This window comes from Streptomyces sp. NBC_00203, assembly GCF_045206325.1.
GTDB classification, from domain to species: domain Bacteria; phylum Actinomycetota; class Actinomycetes; order Streptomycetales; family Streptomycetaceae; genus Streptomyces; species Streptomyces lutosisoli.
In genome coordinates this window covers 1,027,653-1,052,758 of record NZ_CP108126.1, presented here as the reverse complement: position 1 = coordinate 1,052,758, position 25,106 = coordinate 1,027,653, and the positions used below count along the sequence as shown (strand labels likewise).

Sequence of the window (25,106 nt, the reverse complement as noted above, 5' to 3'; positions counted from 1 at the left end):
GCTAGGAAGCCGGGGCCAGCTCCGGAAACGCACGTTCCTCATGGCTGGCATCCGCGTCCGCGATCTCGACCGCCTCCGGTGGCGCGGGTTTGTCGAGCGCGGCGCCCACCTTGCGGACCGTCTCCCGCAGCCACCGGTGCGCGGGATCCGCGTGCCGGTTGTGGTGCCAGTACATGGCCTCGACGAGCGGCACGTCCGGGAACGGTGTCGGTACGACGGCGCAGCGGGCGAAGCCCTCGTAGCGCCGGGCGAGCCGCTCGGGTACGAGGGCGACCAGGTCGGTGCCGCTCACAAGGAACGGCAGCACGTTGAAGCCGGGCGTGCTGACCTGCACCTTGGGCGTGATGCCGAGGGTCTCCAGCTGGCGGTCGGCGGGTGTGAGCTTGCCGATGCCGCAAGCGGCGTGCGGCATCTCCGCCAGGTCGCGCAGGGCGAGCCGTCCGTCCACCAGGCGTGGGTTGTCGGGGTCGACGAGACACACGAACCGGTCGTGCATCACTGCCTCGCTGACGCCCGGCAGCTGGTACCCGAGCGGCACGATCATCAGGTCGTGACAGCGCAGATGGGTCTCCGTCTCCAGCTGCCCGTCCACGATGGGGTGGAAGTCGATGCGGACGCCCGGCGCCTCCTGCGCTATGGCCCGCAGCAGGGGCTCCACGAACACCGTCATCACGTAGTCCGACATCACCACCGAGAAGCGCTGCCGACTGCGCGACGGCTCGAAGTGCCGGGTCAGCGACATCGCTTCCTCGGCCTTGTACAGGGAGGCCTGGACGACCGGCAGGAGCCGCTCCGCGAGCGGGGTCAGCTCGTACTCGCGGCCCACCCGCACCAGCAGCTCGTCGTTGAAGTGCCGCCGCAGCCGGGCCAGCGAGCCGCTCATCGCGGACTGGCTGGTGGAGAGCCGGACACCGGCGTGCGTGACGTTCTTCTCCTCCAGCAGTGCTTCCAGCGCCACCAGAAGATTGAGATCTATCGCTCCGAGACCCACGGGTGTCCCCTTCCGGCCACGTCCTTGAAGCATCGGTGAAACGCGAGCGTAATGACGGGTTCCCCGGCGAGGAAGTCCTGTAAGGGAAAACTCACAAAGAACCGATGACACCCATCGGACCAGCGAATACGCGCATGCCGAAGGGCCCGCGCGGACACAGCTCCCGCACGGGCTCGGCACAGCTCTGCGTGCTACGGCCTCGGTGTCCGCCCCCGCTTGCGGGCGCGCGGCAGATACACGTCCGTACGCCCGGGGACGATGCGATTGGAGAGGGTGCCTAGGCGTTCCACGGTCAGCGTCACCTCGTCGCCGGGCTTCAGCGGCGGGGGAGTACGCTCGCCGACACGCCCCCAGAACTCGGCGAGCGCGCCCCAGCCGCAGGTGCCCGAGCCGAGGATGTCGCCGGGACGCACCCAGGCGTCGCGGGTGGCGTACGCGGTCATCTCCTCGAAGGTCCAGGAGACGTTCGCCAGGGTGTCGCGGCCGATCAGCTCGCCATTGAGGGTGACGGTCATCTCCAGGTCGAGGAAGCCGTCCGGGTCGCGCCGGTCCGCCACCTCGTCGGCGGTGACCAGGAAGGGGCCGAGGGTGTTGGCGAAGTCCTTGCCCTTGGAGAAGCCGAGGCCGAGGTTCTTCTCCGGCTTCTGCAGATCGCGGGCCGACCAGTCGTTGAAGACGAGGTAGCCGACGATGTGCTCGCGGGCCTCCTCGGGGGTGAGGTCCCGGCCCGGACGGCCGATGACCGCGCCCACCTCCAGCTCGAAGTCGAGGACCGAGCAGCCCGCGGGAATCGGCACGTCGTCCTGCGCGCCGTACGCCGCGTGCGGATTCGTGAAGTAGAAGTTCGGCGCCCGGTACCACTCCTCGGGCACGTGCTCCAGGCCGTCCAGCGACTTGGCCACGCCCTCGATGTGCGCCTCGAAGCCGACGAAGTCCCGGATGGACGGGGGCTTCAACGGCGGCAGCAGCCGCACCTGATCAACCGTCAAGTCGCTGTCCGTGGCCAGTGCTTCGGAACCGGCGTGCTGGAGCGCCTCCTGCTCGATGAGCTCCAGCACCGTCACCCCCTCGGGCAGCGGATGGATGATCCCGTCCCGGACGACCCCGGCGCGCTCCACGCCCTGGTACGCGTATGTCGTGAACCGCATGCCTCACTGCTCCCAGTGGTTGGTGTTGGTGACGGAGCCCGCGCTCAGATATCCCGCGAACAGGCCCTTGGGGTCGCGCATGGCCCGTATCTCCTGGAGGCGCTCCCACTGCTCGTCGCCCATGAACTTGAGCTGCCGGACGGTGAAGTCGGAGTCCCCGAGGTACTGGCCCGCCGTGACCGGCTGCATCGCGGCCATCGCCTCGTCGAGCCAGCCGCGCAGCTCGGCGTCCCGCCCGGGCTCGTCGTGGATGACGTACGTCGCGCAGTAGATCTCCGACTGCAACGAGAAGGCCATGTCGGGGAGTTCGCGCAGCGGGGCCATCGAGAACCAGATGGTGAAGGTCTGCCGGGTCGGCTGCTCGGTGAACGCCTTGCGGATCGCCGGGACGACCTCGTCGGCGGTCCCGGTGAGCCAGGCGTTGTCGACGAGATAGCGGTGGCCCTCGGGGTTGGCGGTCCGCTGGCCCTGGAGCTGTTCGGCCAGTGTGGTCGGCTGTGCCTCGATCCGGAACAGCGCCCGGTCCGCGAACGGATTGGCGTGCAGCGGGGCCAGCGCCTCGGCGGCCTGCTCGGGTGTGTCGGTCATCGACACGCCCGTGACCAGCAGCACCGGCCCGTCACCGTCGGGCGGGGTCTGTGTCAGCGCGACGATCTCCACCAGGTCGGAGACCGTGTGGTGCATGCCGTGCAGCCAGGTCATGACCTCGTCGAAGAGGTCGAGCGGGTACGCGTGCACGGTGTGCGCCAGATGCTTCGGCAGCGGGCGCGTACGCAGGTGGAAACGGGTGACCACCCCGAAGAAGCCCGGCCCGGCACCCCGTGCCGCCCAGAACAGATCGCTGTGGTGCGTCTCGTCCGCGCGCACCAGCTCACCCTCGGCGGTGAGGATGTCGAGGGCGACGATGTTCTCGGCCGCCCAGCCCCAGCCGCGCGCGTTCCAGCCCTGTCCGCCCTGGAGCAGAAAGCCGCCGATGCCGACGGACGGACAGTGCCCGCCGTTGAAGAACCGGCCGAACGTGCCCAGATACGGGTTGAGTTCGTCGCCGCCCTTCACACTGGTGGTGGCCGTCACGATCCCGGTCGTCTCGTCGTACGACAGCTCGTGGAAACCCCCGAGATCGATGAGCAGCGCCTCGTCGCGCACCGACCAGGCCGCCCAGCTGTGCCCTCCGGAGCGGACGGCGACCTGCCAGCCGCGCTCGATCGCGAGCCGCACCCCTTCGACGACGTCCTGCTCGCAGACCGCCTTCAGGACGGCCGCGGGTGAACGGTCCGACGGGCGGCGGGCGTTGAAGACCCGCCCGAAGCACGCCTCCTCGAAATCCTCGTCACCGGGGAAGTGGAGGGTGCCGGAGAAACGGTTGCTCTGCGGGGGTTCGGGGGTCGTCCCCCGATAGATGGCAGTCATGCGCTGCTCACTCACTTGATCGCGATCGGGTTGACGGGGGCGCCCACCGCACCGGTCACCGGCAGGGGCGCCGCGACCAGCAGGAACTCATAGACACCGCCCGCCGCGCAGTCCTCGGCCAGCTCCTCCAGATCCCACATCTCACCCAGCGGGAGGCCCATGTTGGGGATCGCGATCTGGTGCAGCGGGGACATGGCGGGTTGCGGGAACTCGTACGGGCGCACCTCAAGTCCCCATGTGTCGGAGGCGATCGCCGCGATCTCGGTGCGGTGCAGCCAGCCCAGCGTCGTGAAGGAGAGGCCGGGGGCGTCGCCGGCGGCGTACCCGCCCCAGTCGCCCAGCCGCCGCACCCGGCCCAGCTGGCCCGTGCGGATCAGGACCAGGTCTCCGCGTCGTACGTACGAGGTCGCGCCCTGCGCCTCGATCGTGGCCCGCAGATGCTCCTCCAGGATGGCGAAGCCGTCCGGGAGCTCGCCGTGTTCGTCGCCGACCGCACGGCCCACGTCGAGCAGCACACCGCGCCCGGTGAAGGCGTCCTTCATGTGCTCGATGCCGGTGACCGAGTCGCCGTTGCCGTTGACGATGGTGCACGGACGGCCGTTCCACGCCTGCTTGTTGTCGTAGATGTGACCGAGGCCGTCCCACTGCGTGGAAGCCTGGAGCGGCATCACGATGTGGTCGTCGGCGCCGCCGAAGCCGTGCGGGAAACCCTGCGTTCCGGCGGCCGCGTCCGAGCCGGTGTCCTTCATGTAGTGGACGGGGTTGATCCGGCCGCGGAAACCGCGCTGCGGGCCGTCCTCGTTGAACTCCTGGGAGAGCGAGAACGACCGGCCGCGGCGGACCAGGCTCGCCGCGTGCGCCCGGATCGCGTCGTCGATGAAATTGAGCGTGCCCAGCACGTCGTCCTCGCCCCAGCGACCCCAGTTGCGGTACGCGGAACGGGCCTTGGCGAGCTCCTCCTCGATGGGACCGAGGCTCATCGGGTACGTCCTTTCAGCAGCAGATCCAGAGCGTTGCCCCCAGCGACGGCGGCACGGTCGGCGGCCGGCAGCCCGGCGGCGTCCAGCCGGGCCACCGGATCGTCGACGCCCATGTCGAAGGGGAAGTCCGTGCCGAGGACCACCCGGTCCGCGCCGACCTCCTCGACCAGATGGCGCAGGGCACGCGGGGTGTAGACGAGCGCGTCGAACCACATCCGCCGCAGATAGGCGCTCGGCGGTTCGGCGCAGCCGCGCGCGTCCTCCCGCAGCTGCCAGGCGTGGTCGGAGCGGCCGATGTACGTCGGCAGATAGCCGCCGCCGTGCGCCGCGACCAGCTTGAGGCGCGGGAAGCGGTCCAGGACGCCGGTGAAGATGAGCTGTGACAGCGCGACCGTCGTCTCGACGGGCTGACCGACGGTGTTGCCGAGGTAGTGGGTGGCCAGGCGCTTCCCGAGCGAACAGCCCCAGGGGTGCACGAACACGACCGCGCCCAGCTCCTCGGCCTTCTCCCACACCGGATCGTGCGCCGGGTCCGCCAGCTCCCGGCCGTCCACGGTCGTCGACACGCTGACGCCGTACAGGCCGTACTCGGTGACCGCCTTGTCCAGCAGGGCGACCGCGAGGTCGGGATGCTGGAGCGGAACCGTGCCCAGGCCGTACAGCCGCTCGGGCGCCTGGGCGCAGTGCGCGGCCACCGCCTCGTTGACGGTGCGTGCCAGGCGTACGGCGAGATCCGCGTCCGCCCAGTAGTGGTGCATCGGCATCGGGCCGACCACCTGGATGTCGACACCCATCGCGTCCAGGTCGGCGAGCCGGGCCCCGGCGTCCGTCAACTTGGGTGCCAGGCGCTGGAGTTGGGCACGGTTGACGGCCAGTGACGCGGGGGAGTGGGCCCGCTGTTCGGCGGCCAGTTCGGCGGCGAGGCCGGGGGCTCCCGCGCACAGGGCGTCGGCGGCGGGGACGGCGAGATGGCCGTGGAAGTCGACCACCGGCGTGCTCATGCTGCCGCCGTCAGGTAGTCGAGCGTCTCCGACATGATCCGGCCGGGGTCGGCGCCGGGCGTGCCCGGGTGGATCTCCCAGTCGGCGAGGCGCAGCGAGTTCTCCAGCACGATCCGCACCCGGGGCAGCCGACGCGCCATGAACGTGTCGAGCGCCCGGTCGAGCGGCTCCTCCCCGGTGACCAGCTCGGCGAGCACCACCGCGTCCTCCGCGCACATCGCCGCGCCCTGCGCGATCAGCGGCGGGCACGCGTGCGCCGCGTCGCCGATGATCACCGTACGGCCGCGGTGCCAGGGCTCGTCGACGAGGATCGCCTCGATCCACCGGTAGTCGACTGTGGTGTCGTCGGGCAGCGAGGCGAGGATCTTGCCCCAGGTGCCGCCGTATCCCGCGCCGCGCTCGCGCAGCAGCGACAGGGGGACGCGCGGGCCGATCAGGGAGGTGTCCAGGTTCTCGTCGAGGAGGTACGCGTAGCACTGGTCGGGCGAGATGGGACTGTACCCGGCCTTGAAGCGCGGGCCGCCGTAGTACACCTCAGCGCAGTCCATCTCGGCCGGGCGCTCCGCGACCACCCGGAAGATCGACATGCCGACCGGACGGGGCTTGGTGGTGATCCCGATCATCGCGCGCATCTTCGAGTTGATGCCGTCCGCGCCCACGACCAGGTCGTAGCGTCCGGTGGAGCCGTCGGTGAACGTGACGTCCACGTGGTCGGCGGCCTCGTCGAGCTTCTCGACGCTCAGTCCGAGGCGCACCCGGACCCCGTGCGCGTACACCGCGTCGCACAGCGCGTCCTGGAGGTCCGAGCGCAGCGCGCCCGCCGTCGACGGAAGATCGGAGCCTCCGGTGTGCGGGGTGGACAGCTCGGAGATCAGCTCGCCGTCGGCCTGGCGCAGCCGCATCCGGTCGAAGGGGACGGCCCGGGCGAGCACCCGGTCCAGTACGCCCACGGAGCGCAGCGCCTTGAGGGCGTTGCCCTGGATGGTGATGCCGTGGCCCACACCGAACCACTGGGGCGAGATCTCGGCGAGCTCGACCTCGGCGCCGCGCTGGGCGAGTGCGAGGGACAGCACGCTTCCGGTGATGCCGCCACCGACGACGAGCACCTTTTGTACGGACATGGGCGATCCTTGCGAACGTAGAAGAGAGACGAGTGGTGCGGTCAGCCGGCGAAGCGGGCGCCGAGCTCCCGGTAGTGCTCGACGGCAGGCGGCTCGGCGAAGAACGGCCCGACCAGGGACCGCCACCGCTGGAAACGCTCCGACTCGCGGAACCCCACGGTGTGGGCCTCGACGGACTCCCAGCCGACCAGCAGCAGAAACGTCCGCGGCCGTTCCACGCAGCGCAGCAGCTCGGCCCAGCGGAAGCCGTCGGCCTCGGCGAGCACCTCGCGCGCCTTCTCGAAGACGGCCTCGAAGTCCTCCTCACGACCGGCCTCGACGGTCAGCTCGGCATGCTCGACGATCACACTCACTCCTCGGTTCGGTGGGGTGCTCCGAGCCTGCTTGGGCGGTCGATGCAGGGTCAACGGATCGAGGCATCGGCAAGGGGGACGTCATCCATCCCGTACGACGATGGGCCGCTGATCACAGGGCTCGCGGGGCCTTGATGCCAGGCATCGCGGATCGCTATTTCCGCCGCACCCCCTGCGCTGCCTAGCGTCGAGGGCAAGCCACCCGTTCCAGCACCACGGTGGCAAGCCACCCCGCCGTACGAGGAGACCGCCCGTGCCAGACCGACTTCCCTCCCACGCCGGACCGTTCGCCCTCGGCACGTTCGGGGACGACTCCCGGGTCTTCCCGGGCCTGGTCGTCGGGCACCTGGTGCGCGACCTGTCCGACCTCGCCCCGTCCGTGCGCGCCGTGATCGAGGACTGGGACGACCTCTTCCCGCGTCTGACGGAGCTGTCCCAGGAAGTCTCCTCGATCTGGTACGACCTCGCCGGTCTGCGCATCCTCGCGCCCATCGAGCCCGGCCAGGTCCTGCAGAGCGGTGCCAACTATCGCAAGCACGTCGTGGACCTGGTGGCCGCCGAGAAGGAGAGCGTGCACGGTGCCACGCCCGAGGAGGCGCGCGCCGACGCCGCGAAGATGATGGACGAGCGGATCCGCAGCGGAGTGCCGTATGTCTTCCTCGGCTCGCCGCGCGCCATCTGCGGGCCCTACGACGACATCGTGCTGCCCGAGCAGGGCGAACAGCACGACTGGGAGCTCGAACTCGCCCTCGTCATCGGCAAGCCGGGCAAGAACATCCCCGCGGAGGAGGCGATGCGGTACGTCGCCGCGTACACCATCTGCAACGACCTCACCACCCGTGACCGGCTCTACCGGCCCGACCTGAAGGCCATCGGCACCGACTGGTTCACCGCCAAGAACGCCGACACCTTCCTGCCGACCGGCCCCTTCCTCGTACCGGCCGCCTTCGTCGGCGACCCGTCGGACGTGCGGATCACCCTGCGCCACAACGGAGTTGTCCGCCAGGACGAGTCCACCAAGGACATGATCTTCGACATTCCCCGGCTCATCGCCTACGTCTCCTCGACCACCACCCTGCGCCCCGGCGACCTGCTGCTCACCGGTTCCCCGGCGGGCAACGGCGCGCACTGGGGCGTCTTCCTCAAGGCCGGGGACGTCATGGAGTCGGAGATCACGGGCCTCGGCCACCAGCGCAACACCGTCAGGAGCGGACAGTGACCACCTTCCAGCCCATCACCCATCTGCGCCATGTCGACCTCGCCGTACCGGACTTCGACAAGCAGCGCGCCTTCTACGGCACCACCTGGGGCCTGACCGAGGTCGCGAACGACAGCGGTATCGCGTTCTTCGCCGCCGAGGGCAGTCCCGAGCAGTACATCGTCCGTATCCGCAAGGACGAGCGGAAGCGGATGGACCTGGTCGCGTTCGGTGCCGTGTCACCGGCCGCCGTGGACGAGCTGCATGTGCGGCTCGGCCGGGCCGGGATCCAGCTCATCAGTGAACCAGGGGTGATGGACACCCCGGGCGGCGGCTACGGCTTCCGCTTCTTCGACCCGGACGGCCGGGTCGTGGAGGTCTCGGCGGATGTCGAGACCCGCGTTCACCGCAAGATCGAGGAGCGCGAGGCGATCCCCGTCCGCCTCTCGCACTGCGTGGTCAACTCCCAGGACCCGGAAGGGCTGCGGGACTTCTACGTCGAGCACCTCGGCTTCCGGCTCACGGACACCCTGTACTCGACGCACATGGGCGACCTCATGTACTTCCTGCGGTGCAGCCCGCTCCACCACTCCTTCGCCATCGCACGCGGACCCCATGTCTCGCTGCACCACGCCTCGTTCGAGATGCGCGGTGTCGAGGAGTACATGCGTGGCACCGGGCGGGCGCTGCGTGCCGGGACCCGGCTGACCTGGGGTCCGGGCCGCCACCTCGCGGGCGACAACACCTTCTCGTACTTCCACGACCCGCACGGCAACACCGTCGAGTACACGACCGAACTCGCCGTCCTCGAAGAGGACTTGTGGCACCCGGGCCGCCACGACGTGGACGACCCGATCACCCAGGACCAGTGGGGCACCGCCGACCCGATGAGCGAATCGGTCGCCAAGGAGCAGTTCAACGACCCCGACGTGCTCTTCAGCGCGCCCCCCGTCTAGTCCACCCCCCTCGCGTTCAGCCCAACCACCCGCAGAAAGGCCGCAGTTGTGGCAACGATCCTGAAGCACGCCGTCCCCAAGGCGGAGGTCACGGCCTCGCTCGACCAGGTGCGCGAGACCGTCGCGGGTGTCATCGCCGACATCCGTGAGCGCGGCGACGACGCCGTACGCGCGTACTCCGAGAAGTTCGACAAGTGGAGCCCCGACTCCTTCCGGCTGTCCGACGAGGACATCGAGAAGATCGTCGCCTCGGTCCCGCAGCAGGTCATCGACGACATCCGCTTCGTCCAGGACCAGGTGCGCTCCTTCGCCCGCCACCAGTTCGCCTCCATGGGCGAGTTCGAGGTGGAGACCCTGCCGGGCGTCCGGCTCGGCCAGAAGCACATCCCGGTGCAGGCGGCGGGCGCGTACATCCCCGGCGGCCGCTACCCGCTCACCGCCTCCGCCCACATGACCATCGTGACGGCGAAGGTCGCAGGCGTGCCGCGCGTCGTCGCCTGCACGCCGCCGATCCGCGGCGAGATACCGGCGGCCACCGTCGCCGCCGCGCACCTCGCGGGCGCGGACGAGATCTGGCTGCTCGGCGGGGTGCAGGCGGTCGCCGCGATGTCCGTCGGCACCGACACCATGCAGCCGGTGAACCTGATCGCCGGGCCCGGCAACGCGTACGTCGCCGAGGCGAAGCGGCAGCTCTTCGGCGAGATCGGCATCGACCTGTTCGCCGGCCCGACCGAGATCCTGGTCCTCGCGGACGACGACGCCGACCCCTTCGTCTGCGCCGTCGACCTGCTCTCCCAGGCCGAGCACGGCCCCGACTCGCCGGCCGTGCTCATCACCACCTCGCGCGAGGTCGCCGAGAAGACGATCGCGGAGATCGAGCGGATCCTCCCCGGCATGCCCACCCGCGACTTCGCCGGGCCCGCCTGGCGCGACCACGGCCAGGTGCACGTCGTGGACTCGCTCGACGAGATGTACGCGCTCGCCGACGAGTTCGCCTTCGAGCACGTGGAGGTGCTGACCGCCGAACCGCGGCTGGCGCTGGAGAAGATGACCCAGTACGGCGCCCTGTTCCTCGGCGAGGGCACCTGTGTGTCCTTCGGCGACAAGGTCATCGGCACCAACCATGTGCTGCCGACCCTCGGTGCCGCCCGCTACACCGGCGGCCTGTGGGTGGGGAAGTACCTCAAGACGGTGACGTACCAGGAGGTCACCGACACCGAGTCGCAGGCCCTGCTCGGCCGACTCTGCGGGCGCGCCTCGCGCGTCGAGCTGTTCGAGGGGCACGCCCGCTCGGGTGACGTACGGGCCGCGAAGGCCGCGGGCGACGAGCTGCCCTGGAACGGCGCATGACGCTGCGCGGGCGTACGGCGCTGATCACGGGCGGTGGCGGACCGCTGGGGCGGGCCTTCGCGCTCGCCCTGGCGGGAGCCGGCGCCCGGGTGATCCTCGTGGGCCGGAGCGAACAGGCCCTCGCCGACGCGGCGACCCGGGTGGTCAAGGAGGGCGGCCGGGCCCGGACGGCGGTGTGCGACGTCTCCGACCCGGACTCGGTGCGTGCTCTGGCCGTCGAACTCGCCGACGAAGAAGTGTCGTTGCTCGTCAACAACGCCGGCGTCGCGGGCCCGGTGAAGCCGCTCACGGACATCGAACCCGACGAGTGGGACGACGTGTTCGCGGCCAACGTACGCGGTGTGTATCTGCTCTGCCGGGCCTTCCTGCCGCCGATGATCGCGGCCGGGCGCGGGGACATCGTCAACATCGCCTCCGTGAGCGGCAAACGGCCCCTGCTCAACCGGACCCCGTACACCGCCTCCAAGATGGCACTGCTCGGCCTGACCCGGACACTGGCGGGGGAGGTCGGACCGCACGGTGTGTCGGTCAACTCCCTTTCCCCGGGCCCGGTTCGGGGTCCGCGCATGGACCGCAACTTCCGCCTGACGGCCGAGCTCACCGGCACCACCGTGCAGGACGCCGAGCGGGACTTCGCCTCGCGCGCCGCCCTGAACCGGCTGGTGGAGGAGGACGAGGTAGCTCGCGCGCTGGTGGCGATGCTCGCCATGCCGGGGCTGTGCGGGGCGGACATCGATCTGTCGGCGGGGATGATCGCCCCGGCGTAGTTCCCCAGTGCCGCTGAACGACGAGGTGGACGGCTCAGGCCGCCCGCCTCGTCGTCGTGCGTGCCCTCCGGCACGCGCTGTGGCGACTCTGTGTGACCGCCATGAAGTGGGCTGCGTGATCCGAGGCATCGGGCTCCGGTATGTGTGTGTACGACGCCTATTCCCTTGTGTGCAGGGCTGATTCACTCCCTCATGCGCACCACCGGTGCCTCCGTCTGAGCCGTCGCTTGGCTCTCTTCGCCGGCCGGACGGTCACGCTGCGCGATGACGCACTCATTCCTTGGGAAGGCATGCAATGACGCTGATCACCCGACGCTCGTTCCTTATCGCCGGTACGGCCACGGCTGGAGCCCTGCTGGTTCCGGCGGCCTCCGCCTCCGCCGCGCCCTCGGCGTCCACCAAGAACAAGATCTCGGTGGGAGCCGACGAGACATACGAGCTCTCCACGACGACCCGGGTGAGCGAGCTGTCCATCGCCGAAGGCGGAAAGATCGCCGCGCCCGACGGCTACAGCGTCACGCTGACCGTCGACGGAGTGGAGACCGGCCAGCTGCTGACCGAGACGGGCGGCACGGACACCCTGATCTCGGCCGGAACCTACCGGGGCGACGTCGTACTCACCGTGACCGAGGCCAACGAGGTGACCTACGAGACCCTCACCTTCCCCTTCCGGCAGGCCGTGTACGTGGACGCCGACGGTGTCACGACCGCGAAGTCGGTCCTCGCCGGTGTACTCGGCGGAAAGCTCACCAACACCCTCGCCAGGAACATCTCCATCACCTCGACCGGTGAGTGCTTCGACGGCGTCTTCGTGCAGGACGCCGACTACACGCTCACCGGCCCCACCATCTCCCTCACGGGCAACGGCCGTTGCGACTTCGCCGGATACGGCGCTGCCGTCGTCGGCGACGGATCGTCGACCAAGCTGGTCCTGGACGGCGCGCGCATCGCGACCAAGGGGGTCGTGCGCACGGGCGTCATCTCCAACAACGGCGCGAACGTGATCGTCAAGAACTCCGCCGTCCGCACCCGCAACGGCGTCCTGCCCAGCGACTACCAGGCCACCGTCGAGACGCCGTACATGCAGTCCGTGCCGTGGATGCTCGGCCTCGACGGCAACGTCCGCGCCACCAACCTCATCGGCAAGAACAGCCGGGCCACCTACCTCAACTCCACCGTGTTCTCGGAGACCTGGGGCGCCCTGTCGGTCGAGGGCGGCAGCGGCCTGAAGCTGACCGCGATCAACAGCCGCGTCGGGAACACCGGGGAGTACGGCTACGGCACCTACGCCATCGGTGACGCGACCGTGCGAGTGCTCGGCTCGCAGTTCGACGTCGGCAGCTACGCGACCATCATCGCGGGCCCCGCGGCGTCGGTGCACTACGGCGACAGCACCCGCGACGCGGTCGCCGCGCTCAACACCGAGCTGGAACTCGGTCTGAGCAACGCCGAGTTGGCGGCCCTCCCGGTCCGGAGCACGACCGTGAACTCGGGTCACTTCGGCTATATGTTCTTCGGCGCCGGCACCCTGAAGCTCGACGGCGGCACGGTCATCAACTCCGAGAAGTCGACCTTCCTCAACAAGGGCCAGCAGACCACGATCACCGTGGACGGCTCGCAGGGCGCCCGGCTCAACCCGCGCAACGGCATCGTCCTGCAGATGATCGAGCTGGACGACCCGGGCCCGGTGAACGTCAACGGCAAGATGATGAACGTCGGCGTCTACACCGAGCCCACGACCGACCCGACCAAGGACTCCACCTTCGACACCACCGCCGTCCACACGGCCGACGGGGCTGCCACCTTCACCTCCATCGCGCTCAAGGGCGACTTCTACAACGGCATGCGCAAGGGCAAGAACATGGTCCTCACCTTCGAGGACTCCACCGTCCAGGGAGCCATCTCGGCGACGAAGGCCAAGCACAACGTCTCCTCGATCGACTCCTCGACCTTCTACAAGCTGGGCGAGGTCACCAACACCGTCCAGGCGGCCGTCAACAACGGCGTGATCGTGCAGCTGAACAGCGGCTCGGCCTGGACGGTGACCGGTACCTCGTACCTGACCAAGCTGACCGTGGCCTCCGACGCGGCGGTGACGGCGCCGCGCGGCAAGTCCGTGACCATGACGGTCGACGGCACCGCGACGGCGATCGCGGCGGGCGTCAGCTACTCCGGTGCGATCGTGCTGACGGTGAGCTAGTCCGCGGACCGGAGGTCGAAGATCCCGTAGGCGAATCCGTCCGCGGAGATCGTCGCGCCCTCGATGTGGACGCCGGAGGCCTCCAGGGCCCCGGCGTCCCGGGCGCCGTCGACGGCGTAACTCGCCGCATTCCGGCGCGGGTTGACGACCACGAGGTACCGTCCGCCCCGCACGTACACGAACGGGTATCCGGCGTGCAGTACCTCCACCGAGCCGCCCGGGCCCAGCTCGGGTGTGCTGGTGCGGAGCGCGATCAGGCGGCGTACGAGATGCAGGAGGGAGGTGTCGTCGGCGAGTTGGGCGGCGACCGTCGGGCGCTCCGGGGAAGGGTCGAGGGGGAGGTAGAGGCGGTCGGACGGGGCAGTGGAGAAGCCGGCGCCCGGGCTGTCGTCCCACTGCATGGGGGTGCGGGAGCCCGTGCGGTTGTAGCGGGGGCCGAGGACGCTGCCCTCCTTGTCGGGCAGGCCCGGGACGTAGCGCATGCCGATCTCGTCGCCGTAGTAGATCGCCGGAAGGGTCGGCCAGGTGAGCTGGAAGGCGAAGGCGGCGGGGAGTTGGCCGGCCGTGCGGGGGCCGCAGTTGAGGCGGGAGAAGTCGTGGTTGGCGGTGGGCAGGGAGATGAAGCCGCTGTCGCCGAGGGCTGCGGAGGCCTGCTCCCAGGCCTTGAGGAAGGGGCGGGGCGACCCCTTGCCGTCCGGGTCGAAGAAACAGTCGAGCGGATCCCAGGCCTCGCTGACCGTGCCCTCGGCGTTGCTCCACAGCGAGCGCAGGGCGAGGCCGTCAGTGGGGCCGCCGAACTGGAGGAAGAAGTCCGCGTGGAAGCCCTCGGGGACGGACACCTCGGGCTCGCCCCACTCCGAGAGCAGCACCGCGTCCGGATGCGCGCCGTCCAGCCAGTGGCGCAACTCCGTCCAGACCCTGGCGGTTTCCGTCTTGCCGGGGTCGTCCTTCACGAGCGACGCGGCCATGTCGACGCGGAAACCGGACAGGCCGAGGCCCAGCCAGTGGTCCATGATCGCGCGCAGGGCCGCCCGGTTGGCGCGCGGGCCTTCCGCGTCGACCGGGCGGCGCCAGGGCTCGGCCGGATTCTCGCGCGCGTAGCCGAAGTTGAGGGCGGGCTGGAAGGCGAAGAAGTTCGGGAGGTACGCGCCCGGACGGGTCCCGGGGGAGGGGATGAAACCGTCGGGGGTGCCCTCGGCCGCCCAGATGTACCGGTCGTCGGCCGGATCGCCGGCCGCGGCCTTGAACCACGGGTGCTCGTCGGAGGTGTGACCCGCCACGAGGTCCAGCAGTACGCGGATGCCACGGCGGCCCGCTTCGTCGACCAGCTTGGCGAGCTCGTCGTTCGAGCCGTAGCGGGGTGCGGTGTTCAGGTAGTCGCAGACGTCGTATCCGGCGTCGCGGAACGGTGAGGCGAAGCAGGGGTTGAGCCACATGGTGTTGACGCCCAGCCACGCGAGGTGGTCGAGGCGCTCGGCGATCCCGTTGAAGTCGCCGATGCCGTCACCGTTCGAGTCGGCGAACGACTGCGGGTAGATCTGGTAGAAGACGGCGTCGGCCAGCCATGCGGGGGCGGGACGGAACGAGGTCATGCAGGGGACCATAGATCAGCCCGCGCGGCGCCCGCTGCCCCTAAGCTGAAGGCGATGTTCACCCCGCAAGGTCCCACCCTCCGCGAGCTGGCCGTGCAGGCCCTTTCGTCCGTCGAGCACGGCTACGACCTGCTCGCGCCGAAGTTCGACCACACACCGTTCCGGACACCGGAGTCGATCCTCGACGCGGTGGGAGGAGCGCTGCGCCCGATGGGGCCGTTCGAGAGCGGGCTCGATCTGTGCTGCGGCACCGGGGCGGGCATGGACGTCCTGGCGACGCTGTGCCGGGACAACGTCACCGGGGTCGACATCAGCGCCGGGATGCTGACGGTCGGGCGTGAGCGGTTGCCTGCCGGCGGCCCGCCGTCCGTCATCGGGGAGCACGGCCCGTCCGTCGTCGGGGAGCGCGGCCCGGCCGCCATCGGGGAGCACGGCCCGTCCGTCGCCTGGGTGCGCGGCGACGCCCGCGCTCTCCCCTTCGGCCCCGCGTTCGACCTGGTGGTGAGCTTCGGTGCCTTCGGGCACTTTTTGCCGCGTGAGCTGCCGGGCCTGTTCGCCCAGGTGCACTCCGTGCTGCGCCCCGGCGGGCGTTTCGCATTCCCGATCGCGGCCCCGCCCCGGCCGAGCTCGCCCTGGTACTGGGCTCTGCTGGGTTTCGACGCGGCGATGCGGGTGCGCAATGCCCTCTGGCGTCCGCCGTTCGTCATGTACTACCGGGCGTTCCGCCTGGGCGACGTACAGCGGGAGCTGGCGTGGGCCGGCTTCGCGGTGGAGCTGCACGCTCTGTCCGAGTTCGGGTATCGGCGGGACGGCAGCCCGCGGTGCCGGATGGTCGTGGCCACGCGGGGCGGCGGCGCGACGCCCGTCTAGGAACTCCAGGTCCATCTGTCGGGGGCAGGCCTGCCCGGGCGAGCGTTTGTTTTTCCAACTCACGGAGGTATAGTGAGTCTGTTTTTCAAACTGGCTGGGTTGGTGGCGGCCGCCTTCACGCCCGTAACAGGAGACCTCATGAACATCACCGGAGCCACCGCGCTCGTCACCGGCGCCAACCGTGGACTGGGGCGCGCCTTCGCGCTCGCGCTCCTGGAGCGGGGCGCGCACACCGTGTACGCGGCCGCCCGCGACCCGAGGACCGTGACCGACCCCGGCCTCACGCCCATCGAGCTGGACATCACCGACCCGGCCGCCGTCGCCGCGGCCGCGGAGCGGTGCGCGGACACCGGCCTCCTCATCAACAACGCCGGTATCGTGCGCGGCGGTTCGCTCCTCACCGCCGAATCGCTCGACGGAGCGCGTGCCGAGCTGGAGACGAACCTCTTCGGCACGCTCGCCATGAGCCGCGCCTTCGCCCCCGTGCTCGCCAAGAACGGCGGCGGCGCCCTGGTCAACATGCTCTCCGTGCTGTCGTGGCACACGATCCCGGGCATCGGCGCGTACGGCGTGTCCAAGGCGGCCGCGTGGTCGATGACGAACGCGATCCGTGAAGAGCTGCGCGAGCAGGGCACGTTGACGGTGGGCGTGCACGCCGCGTTCATCGACACGGACATGGCGGCCACGGTCGACGGGCCGAAGATCAGCACCGCCGACGTCGCCCGCCAGGTCCTCGACGCCATCGAGGCCGGCCGCGAGGAAGTGCTCGCCGACGACATCACCCGCCAGGTCAAGGCCGCACTGTCCGGCGGGGTGCCCGATGGCGTCTGATCCGCGCGGCACGGCGACCGGGCCGCGACTCGCCGTCTCGGTGTGGACCCGGCGCGGTACCGCGGTCGCCCCACGGTTCGCCGGGGAGCGCTGAACGGGAGAGCGCCGCGCCTCCGTGGACATCCCGTTCCGTCCGACGGCCCAGCCGCGCTCGCCGCTGCCCACCTGCCGACATAGCGTCGCAATCAAGACGTCTTCGCAGGTGAATCGAGGAACCGAGATGGCCGTTCTGGTGCACAACCAAGGTGCCGACTGGAACAAGGAGCTCTACGACACGATCTTCGACCGGGTGGTCCCGGACCGTACGAATCCACCCAGCGGGCTCATCGCCCACTTCGGCACGCCCCGAGTCGCGGGCGGCTGGCAGGTCGTCGACGTATGGGAGTCGGAAGAGGCGTACCGGCGTTTCGCGGAAGAGGTGATCTTCCCCGCCGCACAGGAGCTCGGGACGCCGCCTTTCGAGACGACGCTGGTCGAGATCCACAACTCCCTGATCGTGTAACGGGAGCCCGGAGAAGGGAGGCCTTCCCCCGGCCCGAGGGCTCGGGGAAAGACCTCTGCGTGGGCGGGCGTCAACCGGTGGCTGCCGCCGCCGACTTGACGAGCTGGGTGACGAGGTCGTGGTGCGACATCATCGCCACGTGCGAGGAGTTCACCTCTACGGTGTGTGAGTGAACTCTCCGGTTCTGTACGGCCGTTGAGAGTTCCGGCGCTCGCTCATCCCCGGATGAAGTCGAGCAGATCGGCGTTGAAGGCCTGCTCGAACTCGCCCACCAGGCCGTGCGGGGCGCCCGGGTACACCTTGAGCGTGGCGTCCTTGACGAGCTGGGCCGTCTTCAGGCCCGCGGCGGCGATCGGCACGATCTGGTCGTCGTCACCGTGCGCGACGAGCGTCGGCACGTCGATACGGGCCAGGTCCTCGGTGAAGTCGGTCTCCGAGAACTGCTTGATGCAGTCGTACGCGCCCTTGAGCCCGACCTGCATGCTCCACAGCCAGAACGCCCGGCGTACGCCCTCGGACTCGGTGGCCCCGGGGCGGTTGTACCCGTAGAAAGCCTCGCTCAGGTCCCAGTAGAACTGCGAACGGTCCGCCTCGACGCCGGCCCGGATGCCGTCGAAGGCGTCGATGGGCGTGCCCTCCGGGTTCGCATCCGTCTTCAGCATCAGTGGTGGGACCGCTCCCAGCAGGACCGCCTTGGCGACCCGCACGGTGCCGTGCCGGCCGATGTAGCGGGCCACCTCGCCGCCGCCGGTCGAGTGGCCCACCAGGATCACGTCGCTGAGGTTGAGCGTCTCGATGAGCTCGGCCAGGTCGTCGGCATACTGGTTCATGTGGTTGCCCTGCCACGGCTGCCCGGAGCGGCCGTGCCCCCGCCGGTCGTGCGCGACGGCCCGGAAGCCGTTCTCGGCGACCAGCCTCATCTGCCCGTCCCACGCGTCGCCGTTGAGCGGCCAGCCGTGGCTGAAGACGACGGGCTGCCCGCTGCCCCAGTCCTTGTAGAAGATGTCCGTGCCGTCGGAAGTGGTGAACGTGCTCATGGGCGTTCCCTTTCGAGAGATCCTGCGAAGCGGCGTGCGGGCGCCGTACGGCCGGTGGGTCAGACGAAGCGGCGGACGAACTCCAGTGCCGTGTCGGCGACTTCCTGCCAGCCGTGGTCGATGGTCAGCGCGTGCCCGCGGTCCATGAGCTCCACGAACTCGGTGATGCCGGGGTTGCGCAGCTGCTTCTTGAAGGAGGCGTTGGTGATCGCCGGGGGCACGGTGTGGTCCTTCTCGCCCGAGATGAGCAGCAGAGGGCCGCGGTCCGGGTTCTCGGTGTCGACCTTCGCCTCGGTCCAGGGGTTGAAGTTCGCGGTGGCCGCCTGGAACAGCGGCGCGCCCGGCGCGGGTACCGCGAAGGTGTCGTACAGCTCCTTGGCCTCCTCCTCACTGACGGCGTTGGCGAAGCCGTACCGGAACTGGTCGTAGGTGAGCGGGACGGCCCGGTGCCGGTTGGCCGGGTTGCCCAGGACGGGTGCGGCGGAGCGCAGGGACGAGATCGGCAGGGGTAGGACGCCCCGGAACGGCGCCGGGTCGATCGCCACCGAGGCGGCGGACCGCCCGCGTCCGGCCAGAATCTGGGTGAGGAGTCCGCCGAAGGAGTGGCCGACCACGGCGGGCTTCTTCTCCAGCCCGCCGATGAGCCCCTCCAGGTGGTCGGCGACCTGCCCGACCGTCTTGCCGGCGAACACCTCCGGATGGGCGTTGGCCTCCTCGACCGTGTCGGGGTCGTCGGGCCAGGACAGCGCGACCGGTGCGTATCCGGCCTGCTCGAAGTGCGCGGCCCACCGGTCCCAGCTGCTCGGCAGCAGCCACAGACCGTGGACGAAGACGACCGGGGCGCGCCCGGTGGCGTTGGCCCGCTCGATCTGTTGTGCGTCGTTGGTGGTCATGTCTCGACGCTAGACGCGAACGGCGCCCCTGGGATCGGTCGAATGACTGCATTACCGCCCCGGACGGGTATGTGCTGACGTCATAGTCCCCTCCTTTCCCGTGCACCTCAGAGAGTCCAGCGCGTCGCGCAGCGCGGAGCGCGAGGTGATGCCCAGCTTCGGGAAGATCCGGTACAGGTGGGCGCCCACCGTCCGTGGTGACAGAGAGCCGGGCGCCGATCTCCTTGTTGCTCAGGCCCGAGGCGGCCGGCCGGGCGACTTCGAGCTGCTGCGCGGTCAGCGGCGCCCCGGCGCCGGCCGGCGTGCGGTCCGTGGTGACTCCGGCGGCGCGCAGCTCCTGCTCGGCGCGGCGCTGCCAGGCCGCCGCGCCGAGCCGTCCGAAGAGGTCGGCGGCGCGTCGCAGCTCGGGCCGTGCGTCGCCGGGCCGCAGGCGGCGCCGGTGCAGGGCGCCGAAGGCCAGCCGGACCCGTGCGTGGTCGAAGGGCCACCGCTCGACGCCCGGCAGCGCCGGCGCCGCCCCGAACAGTGCCACGGCGTCCTCCTCCTCGGCGGCCATGGCCCGCGCGGCGAGGACCAGCAGCCGCAGCCGGGGCGTGACCGCCGCCCGCCCGACCGCGGCGACATGGGGCGCGGGCCTCCTCCGTACGCCCCGTCTGCAGGGCGGACTCGACGAGATCGAGGACCATCCAGGGCGCGTACGACCGGTGCGGTTCCAGGCGCCCCGGCGGGCTGACGCGTACGCACTCGGCGTACGCCGTCTCGAAGTCCCCCCGGGTCAGGGCGGCGAGCGCCAGATTCCTCGCCGACAGGGCCAGATGCAGCCCGCTGTCGCGCGGACGCGCCCACTGTTCGACCGTCGTGCTGTACGCGCGGGTGCGCTCGTCGTCCCCGCGCGCGGCGGCGATCCACCCCAGACAGCACCGCAGATCCTGGGCGAGCAGGTCCAGGCCGTGCCGCACGCAGAGTTCGAGCCCCGCCTCCGCCGCGCTCCCGGCCGCCTCCCACTCCCCGGACAGGAAGCGCTGGTGGGCGGCGAACCAGTACCCGCCGGCGGCGTACGTGACGGCGCCCCGACCATGCTCCTGCTCGGTCAACTCGCCGATCTGGTACCGGAATTCATGCAACCGGTCCAGCCATGCGGCGGCCCGGCACAACTCCGCCAGCTGCCCCGCAGGCGGAGGCGACGGCAGCGACTCGAACGCGTCACGCAGCCGGTCCACCACGGCGCGGACACCCTCGTGGCCGACCCGCTCCACGGCCGCCCTCGGCACGGCGACCGTGGAGCTGATGCGAGCCCTGCTCACCTCGGCCGCCGGAGTGGACGCCTACTCCCGGCCCGCCCTGGCCGAGTCCCTGATCCCGCGCATGCTGGCCTACATTTACACCCACTTGACGGACGCGGACCTCACCGCCGCCTGGATCGCGCACGCCCACAGCATCTCCGTGCGCGCCCTGTACCGGCTGTGCGCGCAGGCGGGAATCAGCCTGGAGCAGACGATCATCGAGCAGCGGCTCGAAGGCGCCTGCTCCACCCTGGCCTCACCGGTCGGCCTCACCCGCACCATCGGCTCGGTCGCCCGCGCCTGGGGATTCACCGACCCCTGCCACTTCACGCGCCGCTTCAAGGAGGCGTACGGGGTGACACCGCAGGAGTCGCGCAGGGCTCTGTAGCGTCTCTGATCACCTAAGCGATCCCATGCAAGACATAGTGTCCGGCGTGGGATCTGCCCACCGTGGAGGGGAAGCGTGGGCGTGGAGATGAAAGCCAGCGCCGAGTGCTGCTCCTCGTGGCCTGTGGGGCCGGTTGGTGGGTGTGCTGATCGTCGTCACGCCCTGGTGCCGGTGGGCTGCGCGGGGCAGCCGGGTCCGGCCCGTTGGTGCGTGTCCCTCCGGACGCTTGCCCGCCGGGCCTTGCAGTCTGGTGGGGGAGGGTGCCCTGCGTCGCCTGGGCGCGGGGCGTGTTGTCTGGTGCCGGGTGGGACCGGTCTTGGACCGATCCCGGCTGGTCTTCGGCGCGGGCGTGATCACCGCGCCTGCTTCGAGCTTGTCCACGACAGCGCGAATGATCATGGCACCGCTGGCGCGGTCAACGACGGTCTTCGTTTGGTGGGTGAGGCCGCGTGCGGCGATGCGCTTCCATGCTCCGACGTCGCGGGCGCCCTGGTATCCGCACGAGCGGCACAGCGCCCACTTCCAGCCCGGTGTGGTGGGCCTGTCCGGGGCTTTGCGGTGCCGCAGAGGTACGAGGCACTGCGGGCAGTGCTTCGATGTGTTCCTCGCGGGCACGGTCACGACGGCGATACCAGTCTCGGCGGCGAGGTGCCGCATGCGGTTCACGATCTGTCCGCGCACGGTCTGGGACATGCGGGTGTTCTGGGTGCGGCCCATGCCGCGGGCTTCCATGCAGCGGAGGTCTTCGACATAGATCACCGTGGCCCCGGCGGTGACGGCCTGGTCGACGGCTCAGCGTGCGGCAGACCGGGCGAGAGCGTCGTTGAGGTTCGAGCGGCGCGCGGACACCCGACGGATCTCCTCGGCCAGGACCGCTTGCGGGCCGCTCAGGGCGTGCTCGTCGCGCTCGTTGATGAGCCGCTGGTAGTGGTCGGCCTTGCCGTGCAGGTGCTCGCCCTGGCGGCGGAGCCGGTGCTGTTTGGCGAGGACCCCGGCGGCGCGGAACATGGCCCCGGCCCCGAGGACGGTGATGGTTCCGTCGTCGTGGAGCCGGGCGGCCCCGGCGGACAGCAGGGTGTTCAGGCCCCAGTCCACACCGAGCGCGACCACATGCCCGCTCCGCCGCGGCTTCGGGACGGCATGGGTGTAGGCGAGATCGGCCCGCACCTTTGCCTGGTGGATGCGCAGGGTGGGCAGGTGCAGCACCGCGTCCGTGGAAACCGTCGGCGGCAGCGCGATGGGGCAGGCCACCCACGTCCAGTCCCGGTACGAGGCCGGGGCGGGGCGGGTGGGGAGCTGCAGGCGGAGCAGTGCCCGTCCGGGCTCGTCGCCGCGCGCGATGGTGGCTTGCTGCTCGTCGCACGCGGACAGCAGCAGCATCCGGGCGATGCGGGGTGCGGGCTCCAGCTCGAACACATCGACCGGCAACCTGCCGTGCTTGCGCACGAAGACGGCGATCTGGCGGGTGTGGGACTGGATCACGGGGGACGGCAGGAACGTGCCGCCGGGGATGGCTTCGCGCACCTGGTCCCACTCGTCGGGGGAGCGCTTGGCGGGACCAACGGGCCACGTGGCGAGGACGCCTGCGGTGAGATCAGCCCGCCACTTCGCCGAGCGCAGAGCACGTCCGGCCTGTTCCTGAGCCATGCGCACGATCCGGTCATTGACCTTGATGCCCTCTGGCGGTGCGACGGTCCAGCCCAGACGCCGCAGCGCCATCCACGCATTCGACGGCAGCTTGCGGCCCCCGGCGTCCTCACCCGAGGCCAGCACGTCGACGTCGGTGGTGTTCCAGTGCCCGGCGGTCAACTCACCAGCCATGCCGGATACCAGGTCAACGGCCCAGCCGACACGCTCCGCCAGCGCAGCGGCCGACAGCATCTCACCCGTCTTCTCCACCACGCCCGCACGCAGCAGACCACGGGCACAGGCAGTGCGGGCCGTCTCGCCCTCGCCGAGCGGCAGCCTCCGGCTCATCGACGCCCCTCCCCACGCGTGCGCGATGCTGTCGTCCGATCAACGACACCACCGTGAAAGAGTCACGCATTCGATCTACGCACTCACCTACGATGCGCCACTGATGCCGGACACACATCACGACGCCGACGGATGACACATCACTACAAATCCCGAAGGAAATGCGTGAGCCTCACACCGGTTCCGGCGCCCCGCCCAGCGCCAGCGTCACCGCCGCGTCCGGCCCCAACTCGTGTCCCTCGCGCACCGCTTCGGTGAAACGGGCGTTGCCGAGGGCCGCGCGGAGCCGGCGTACGTACTCCCTGCGGAAGACGGTCGTCTCGGAGTTGCCGAGCCGGGGGAGCCCGGCCGCGTACCAGAGGCGTCTGCTGACGCCGAGGAGCTGCGCGGCGAGCAGTGGCTCACCCCGGCACGCCTGCGCGGCCACCAGCAGGTCCGTGACCGCGGCGGCGCCGAGCCGGTCGTGCACGCGCCACTTCGCGGCCAGCGCCTCGCGCCCGGTACGCAGCGCCTCGTCCGGGCGGCCCAGGCCGATGCCGGAGAGCGAGACGAAGAAGTCGCCCCAGGCCCGCATCCACAGCTCCCCGCGTTTCGCGCAGTCCGCGCGCAGCCGCTCCGCCACCACCGCACACCGCTCGAAGGCGCCCTGGCCGGCCAGCAGATACGCCTGTACGGCGAGCGTCAGCAACTGGTAGAACTCCGCGCCTCCGCCACCCCCGGGCCACTGCGGAGCGCTCCCGTACAACACCGCCGACCGCGCCGACTCCCCGCGCACCGCCAGGCTCGCGCCGGTCAACGGCAGTGCGGGCGCAGGCAGTTGGCGTTCCTCGGCCAGCCACACATAAGCGGCGCTCACGGACTCCGCGGCGTCCAGGTCGTCGGGTACGACGGTGACCAGGCGGTGCGTCCAGATGGCGAGCGTGTGCTCGGGGCCGAGGCCGTGGGTCCGGTGCAGTGCCCGCTCCAGATAGCCGCGCCCCTCCTCGGCGAAGCCGCAGGCGAACCAGAAGTACCAGAGCGTGCCCGCGAGTTCGAGCGCGGTCTCCGGTTCCGCCGCCGTCAGACACTCCTCCATCGCGAGCCGCACATTCGCGTGCTCCGCGGTGAGCCGTTCGGCCCACATCCGCTGGCCGGGACCGAGCCACTCGGCCTCGCCCTGCCGGGCGGTCCAGCGGAAGTAGTCGCGATGGCGGCGGCGTACCGCCTCCTCCTCGCCGAGGCCGCCGAGCCACTCGGCGCCGAACGAGCGGACCGTGTCGAGCATCCGGTAGCGGACGGCCGCGCCGTCGCCCTCGCGGGTCACGATCGACTTCTCGGTGAGCGAGGCGAGCAGCGCGAGGATCTCCTCGGCGTCCAACGGACCGCCGTGGCAGACGAATTCGGCGGCCTCCACGTCCCAGCCGCCCGCGAACACCGAAAGCCGTGCCCACAGCAGCCGCTCCAGCGGGGTGCACAGCTCATGGCTCCAGCCGATCGCCGTACGCAGCGTCTGATGGCGGGCCAGCCGTGGCCTGGCGGGTGAGACGAGCAGGTCGAAGCGGGAGTCGAGTCCCTCCAGGAGCCGGTCGAGGGGGAAACCGCGCAGCCGGACCGCGGCGAGCTCCAGGGCCAGCGGAATGCCGTCGAGGCGGGCGCAGACGGCGGCCACACCCGCCCGGTTGGCGTCGGTGAGCGCGAACGACGGCACGGCCGCCGAGGCGCGCGCCGCGAACAGCGCCACCGCGTCGTCCTGTTCGCCGAGCGGCAGCGGTGCCACCGTCAGCAGGTGCTCGCCGGGCACGCCCAGCGGCTGCCGGCTGGTGGCCAGCACGCGCAACTCCGGTACGTGTCCGAGGAGTTCCTGGACCACGCGCGCGCATTCGTCGAGTACGTGCTCGCAGGTGTCGAGGAGCAGGAGCGGCGGGGCCCCGGCGAGATGCTCGCAGAGCCCCTCCAGAAGCGGCCGCAGGGTCTGCTCGGTCAGCCGGGTCGCCTGCGCCACGGCGTTGGTGAGCAGATCCGGGTTCCGCAGCTCCGACAGCTCCACGAGCCACATCCCGCCCGGGAACGCCCGGCGTGCGGCATGCGCGGCCCTGAGTGCGAGCCGTGACTTGCCGACACCTCCGGGGCCGGTGAGCGTGACGAGGCGGGTGTGGCTCAACAGGCCTGATATTTCCGCCAGTTCGTCCGTGCGCCCGATGAAGGCGTTGGCCTCGGCGGGCAGATTGCCGGACCTGCCGTTGCGCACTGAGGCCGCCATCGTTCCCCCTCACCGGACC

At 70.5% G+C, this 25,106-nt stretch carries 23 protein-coding genes; 10 read left to right on the top strand and 13 right to left on the bottom strand.

Going from position 1 to position 25,106, the window contains the following annotated elements; all coding sequences use genetic code 11:
- Position 1: 1 nt before the first annotated feature.
- The 7 genes from OG975_RS05060 to OG975_RS05030 form a co-directional block, all read right to left on the bottom strand.
- The gene (locus OG975_RS05060) at positions 2-991 is read right to left on the bottom strand and encodes a LysR family transcriptional regulator (RefSeq protein WP_406327732.1); all 990 of its coding nucleotides are present in this window, start codon (positions 989-991) and stop codon (positions 2-4) included.
- A 191-nt stretch (positions 992-1,182) separates the two neighbouring features.
- Entirely contained in the window at positions 1,183-2,139 is a 957-nt protein-coding gene (locus OG975_RS05055) for a fumarylacetoacetate hydrolase family protein (protein WP_406327730.1), read from the bottom strand.
- 3 nt (positions 2,140-2,142) lie between these two features.
- Complete coding sequence (locus tag OG975_RS05050; RefSeq protein WP_406327728.1) at positions 2,143-3,549, bottom strand: FAD-binding oxidoreductase; 1,407 nt, start codon at positions 3,547-3,549, stop codon at positions 2,143-2,145.
- Positions 3,550-3,560: 11 nt separating this feature from the next.
- On the bottom strand, positions 3,561-4,529 hold the full coding sequence (locus tag OG975_RS05045) for a cyclase family protein (RefSeq protein WP_406327726.1): 969 nt from the start codon (positions 4,527-4,529) through the stop codon (positions 3,561-3,563).
- Positions 4,526-5,530 (bottom strand): amidohydrolase family protein, encoded by a 1,005-nt coding sequence (locus tag OG975_RS05040; protein ID WP_406327725.1) that lies wholly within the window; start codon positions 5,528-5,530, stop codon positions 4,526-4,528. The genes OG975_RS05045 and OG975_RS05040 overlap by 4 nt, the downstream gene beginning before the upstream one ends.
- The gene (locus OG975_RS05035; protein WP_406327723.1) at positions 5,527-6,651 is read right to left on the bottom strand and encodes an FAD-dependent monooxygenase; all 1,125 of its coding nucleotides are present in this window, start codon (positions 6,649-6,651) and stop codon (positions 5,527-5,529) included. Before OG975_RS05035 ends, OG975_RS05040 begins: the two co-directional genes overlap by 4 nt.
- Positions 6,652-6,692: 41 nt before the next feature.
- Positions 6,693-6,998 (bottom strand): antibiotic biosynthesis monooxygenase family protein, encoded by a 306-nt coding sequence (locus OG975_RS05030; RefSeq protein WP_381248581.1) that lies wholly within the window; start codon positions 6,996-6,998, stop codon positions 6,693-6,695.
- A 259-nt stretch (positions 6,999-7,257) separates the two neighbouring features.
- Between OG975_RS05030 and OG975_RS05025 the strand changes: the two genes are divergently transcribed.
- The 5 genes from OG975_RS05025 (at position 7,258) to OG975_RS05005 (ending at position 13,475) form a co-directional block, all read left to right on the top strand.
- On the top strand, positions 7,258-8,223 hold the full coding sequence (locus OG975_RS05025) for a fumarylacetoacetate hydrolase family protein (RefSeq protein ID WP_406327721.1): 966 nt from the start codon (positions 7,258-7,260) through the stop codon (positions 8,221-8,223).
- Entirely contained in the window at positions 8,220-9,158 is a 939-nt protein-coding gene (locus tag OG975_RS05020; protein ID WP_406327720.1) for a VOC family protein, read from the top strand. Before OG975_RS05025 ends, OG975_RS05020 begins: the two co-directional genes overlap by 4 nt.
- A gap of 48 nt (positions 9,159-9,206) precedes the next feature.
- Positions 9,207-10,508, top strand: coding sequence for a histidinol dehydrogenase (hisD, locus tag OG975_RS05015; RefSeq protein WP_406327718.1), 1,302 nt, complete (start codon positions 9,207-9,209; stop codon positions 10,506-10,508).
- The gene (locus OG975_RS05010) at positions 10,505-11,275 is read left to right on the top strand and encodes an SDR family NAD(P)-dependent oxidoreductase (RefSeq protein WP_406327717.1); all 771 of its coding nucleotides are present in this window, start codon (positions 10,505-10,507) and stop codon (positions 11,273-11,275) included. The genes hisD and OG975_RS05010 overlap by 4 nt, the downstream gene beginning before the upstream one ends.
- Positions 11,276-11,570: 295 nt before the next feature.
- On the top strand, positions 11,571-13,475 hold the full coding sequence (locus tag OG975_RS05005; RefSeq protein WP_406327715.1) for a hypothetical protein: 1,905 nt from the start codon (positions 11,571-11,573) through the stop codon (positions 13,473-13,475).
- Here OG975_RS05005 and OG975_RS05000 read toward each other — a convergent pair.
- The gene (locus OG975_RS05000; protein WP_406327714.1) at positions 13,472-15,067 is read right to left on the bottom strand and encodes an alpha-amylase family glycosyl hydrolase; all 1,596 of its coding nucleotides are present in this window, start codon (positions 15,065-15,067) and stop codon (positions 13,472-13,474) included. The genes OG975_RS05005 and OG975_RS05000 overlap by 4 nt on opposite strands.
- Before the next feature lie 54 nt (positions 15,068-15,121).
- On the opposite strand from OG975_RS05000, the gene OG975_RS04995 reads away from it, so the two are divergent.
- The 3 genes from OG975_RS04995 to OG975_RS04985 all read left to right on the top strand — a co-directional run bounded on the left by OG975_RS04995 (position 15,122) and on the right by OG975_RS04985 (position 17,270).
- Positions 15,122-15,937: a methyltransferase domain-containing protein gene (locus OG975_RS04995; protein WP_406327712.1), complete on the top strand. Its 816-nt coding sequence runs from the start codon at positions 15,122-15,124 to the stop codon at positions 15,935-15,937.
- A gap of 138 nt (positions 15,938-16,075) precedes the next feature.
- Positions 16,076-16,768: an SDR family oxidoreductase gene (locus OG975_RS04990; RefSeq protein WP_406327710.1), complete on the top strand. Its 693-nt coding sequence runs from the start codon at positions 16,076-16,078 to the stop codon at positions 16,766-16,768.
- A gap of 220 nt (positions 16,769-16,988) precedes the next feature.
- Positions 16,989-17,270 carry a hypothetical protein gene (locus OG975_RS04985; RefSeq protein ID WP_406327709.1) on the top strand — a complete coding sequence of 94 codons (282 nt, stop codon included), beginning with the start codon at positions 16,989-16,991 and terminating at the stop codon, positions 17,268-17,270.
- A 215-nt stretch (positions 17,271-17,485) separates the two neighbouring features.
- Here OG975_RS04985 and OG975_RS04980 read toward each other — a convergent pair whose 3' ends face one another.
- Both OG975_RS04980 and OG975_RS04975 read right to left on the bottom strand, forming a co-directional pair.
- Positions 17,486-18,307 carry an alpha/beta fold hydrolase gene (locus OG975_RS04980; RefSeq protein ID WP_406327707.1) on the bottom strand — a complete coding sequence of 274 codons (822 nt, stop codon included), beginning with the start codon at positions 18,305-18,307 and terminating at the stop codon, positions 17,486-17,488.
- 59 nt (positions 18,308-18,366) lie between these two features.
- The gene (locus OG975_RS04975) at positions 18,367-19,200 is read right to left on the bottom strand and encodes an alpha/beta hydrolase (RefSeq protein WP_406327705.1); all 834 of its coding nucleotides are present in this window, start codon (positions 19,198-19,200) and stop codon (positions 18,367-18,369) included.
- 100 nt (positions 19,201-19,300) lie between these two features.
- On the opposite strand from OG975_RS04975, the gene OG975_RS04970 reads away from it, so the two are divergent.
- Both OG975_RS04970 and OG975_RS04965 read left to right on the top strand, forming a co-directional pair.
- Positions 19,301-19,933 (top strand): hypothetical protein, encoded by a 633-nt coding sequence (locus OG975_RS04970; RefSeq protein ID WP_406327703.1) that lies wholly within the window; start codon positions 19,301-19,303, stop codon positions 19,931-19,933.
- A gap of 125 nt (positions 19,934-20,058) precedes the next feature.
- Complete coding sequence (locus OG975_RS04965; protein ID WP_406327702.1) at positions 20,059-20,871, top strand: helix-turn-helix domain-containing protein; 813 nt, start codon at positions 20,059-20,061, stop codon at positions 20,869-20,871.
- Between the two features lie 9 nt (positions 20,872-20,880).
- Here the strand turns inward: OG975_RS04965 and OG975_RS04960 are convergent, their stop codons facing one another.
- The 3 genes from OG975_RS04960 to OG975_RS04950 form a co-directional block, all read right to left on the bottom strand.
- A complete protein-coding gene (locus OG975_RS04960; RefSeq protein WP_406336147.1) occupies positions 20,881-21,564 on the bottom strand; it encodes a zinc ribbon domain-containing protein in 684 nt (227 codons plus the stop codon).
- Between the two features lie 99 nt (positions 21,565-21,663).
- Positions 21,664-22,848: a transposase gene (locus OG975_RS04955; protein ID WP_406327700.1), complete on the bottom strand. Its 1,185-nt coding sequence runs from the start codon at positions 22,846-22,848 to the stop codon at positions 21,664-21,666.
- Between the two features lie 172 nt (positions 22,849-23,020).
- Positions 23,021-25,087 carry an ATP-binding protein gene (locus OG975_RS04950; RefSeq protein WP_406327698.1) on the bottom strand — a complete coding sequence of 689 codons (2,067 nt, stop codon included), beginning with the start codon at positions 25,085-25,087 and terminating at the stop codon, positions 23,021-23,023.
- Positions 25,088-25,106 lie beyond the last annotated feature (19 nt).

Coding starts and splice junctions, on each gene's coding strand:
- OG975_RS04975 (WP_406327705.1), bottom strand. CDS start 19,200: ATGACCACCAACGACGCACAACAGATCGAGCGGGCCAACGCCACCGGG.
- OG975_RS04950 (WP_406327698.1), bottom strand. CDS start 25,087: ATGGCGGCCTCAGTGCGCAACGGCAGGTCCGGCAATCTGCCCGCCGAG.
- OG975_RS05005 (WP_406327715.1), top strand. CDS start 11,571: ATGACGCTGATCACCCGACGCTCGTTCCTTATCGCCGGTACGGCCACG.
- OG975_RS05035 (WP_406327723.1), bottom strand. CDS start 6,651: ATGTCCGTACAAAAGGTGCTCGTCGTCGGTGGCGGCATCACCGGAAGC.
- OG975_RS04990 (WP_406327710.1), top strand. CDS start 16,076: ATGAACATCACCGGAGCCACCGCGCTCGTCACCGGCGCCAACCGTGGA.
- OG975_RS05050 (WP_406327728.1), bottom strand. CDS start 3,549: ATGACTGCCATCTATCGGGGGACGACCCCCGAACCCCCGCAGAGCAAC.
- OG975_RS04985 (WP_406327709.1), top strand. CDS start 16,989: ATGGCCGTTCTGGTGCACAACCAAGGTGCCGACTGGAACAAGGAGCTC.
- OG975_RS05010 (WP_406327717.1), top strand. CDS start 10,505: ATGACGCTGCGCGGGCGTACGGCGCTGATCACGGGCGGTGGCGGACCG.
- OG975_RS04960 (WP_406336147.1), bottom strand. CDS start 21,564: ATGTCCCAGACCGTGCGCGGACAGATCGTGAACCGCATGCGGCACCTC.
- OG975_RS04955 (WP_406327700.1), bottom strand. CDS start 22,848: ATGAGCCGGAGGCTGCCGCTCGGCGAGGGCGAGACGGCCCGCACTGCC.
- OG975_RS05055 (WP_406327730.1), bottom strand. CDS start 2,139: ATGCGGTTCACGACATACGCGTACCAGGGCGTGGAGCGCGCCGGGGTC.
- OG975_RS04995 (WP_406327712.1), top strand. CDS start 15,122: ATGTTCACCCCGCAAGGTCCCACCCTCCGCGAGCTGGCCGTGCAGGCC.
- OG975_RS05000 (WP_406327714.1), bottom strand. CDS start 15,067: ATGACCTCGTTCCGTCCCGCCCCCGCATGGCTGGCCGACGCCGTCTTC.
- OG975_RS05040 (WP_406327725.1), bottom strand. CDS start 5,530: ATGAGCACGCCGGTGGTCGACTTCCACGGCCATCTCGCCGTCCCCGCC.
- OG975_RS05045 (WP_406327726.1), bottom strand. CDS start 4,529: ATGAGCCTCGGTCCCATCGAGGAGGAGCTCGCCAAGGCCCGTTCCGCG.
- OG975_RS04980 (WP_406327707.1), bottom strand. CDS start 18,307: ATGAGCACGTTCACCACTTCCGACGGCACGGACATCTTCTACAAGGAC.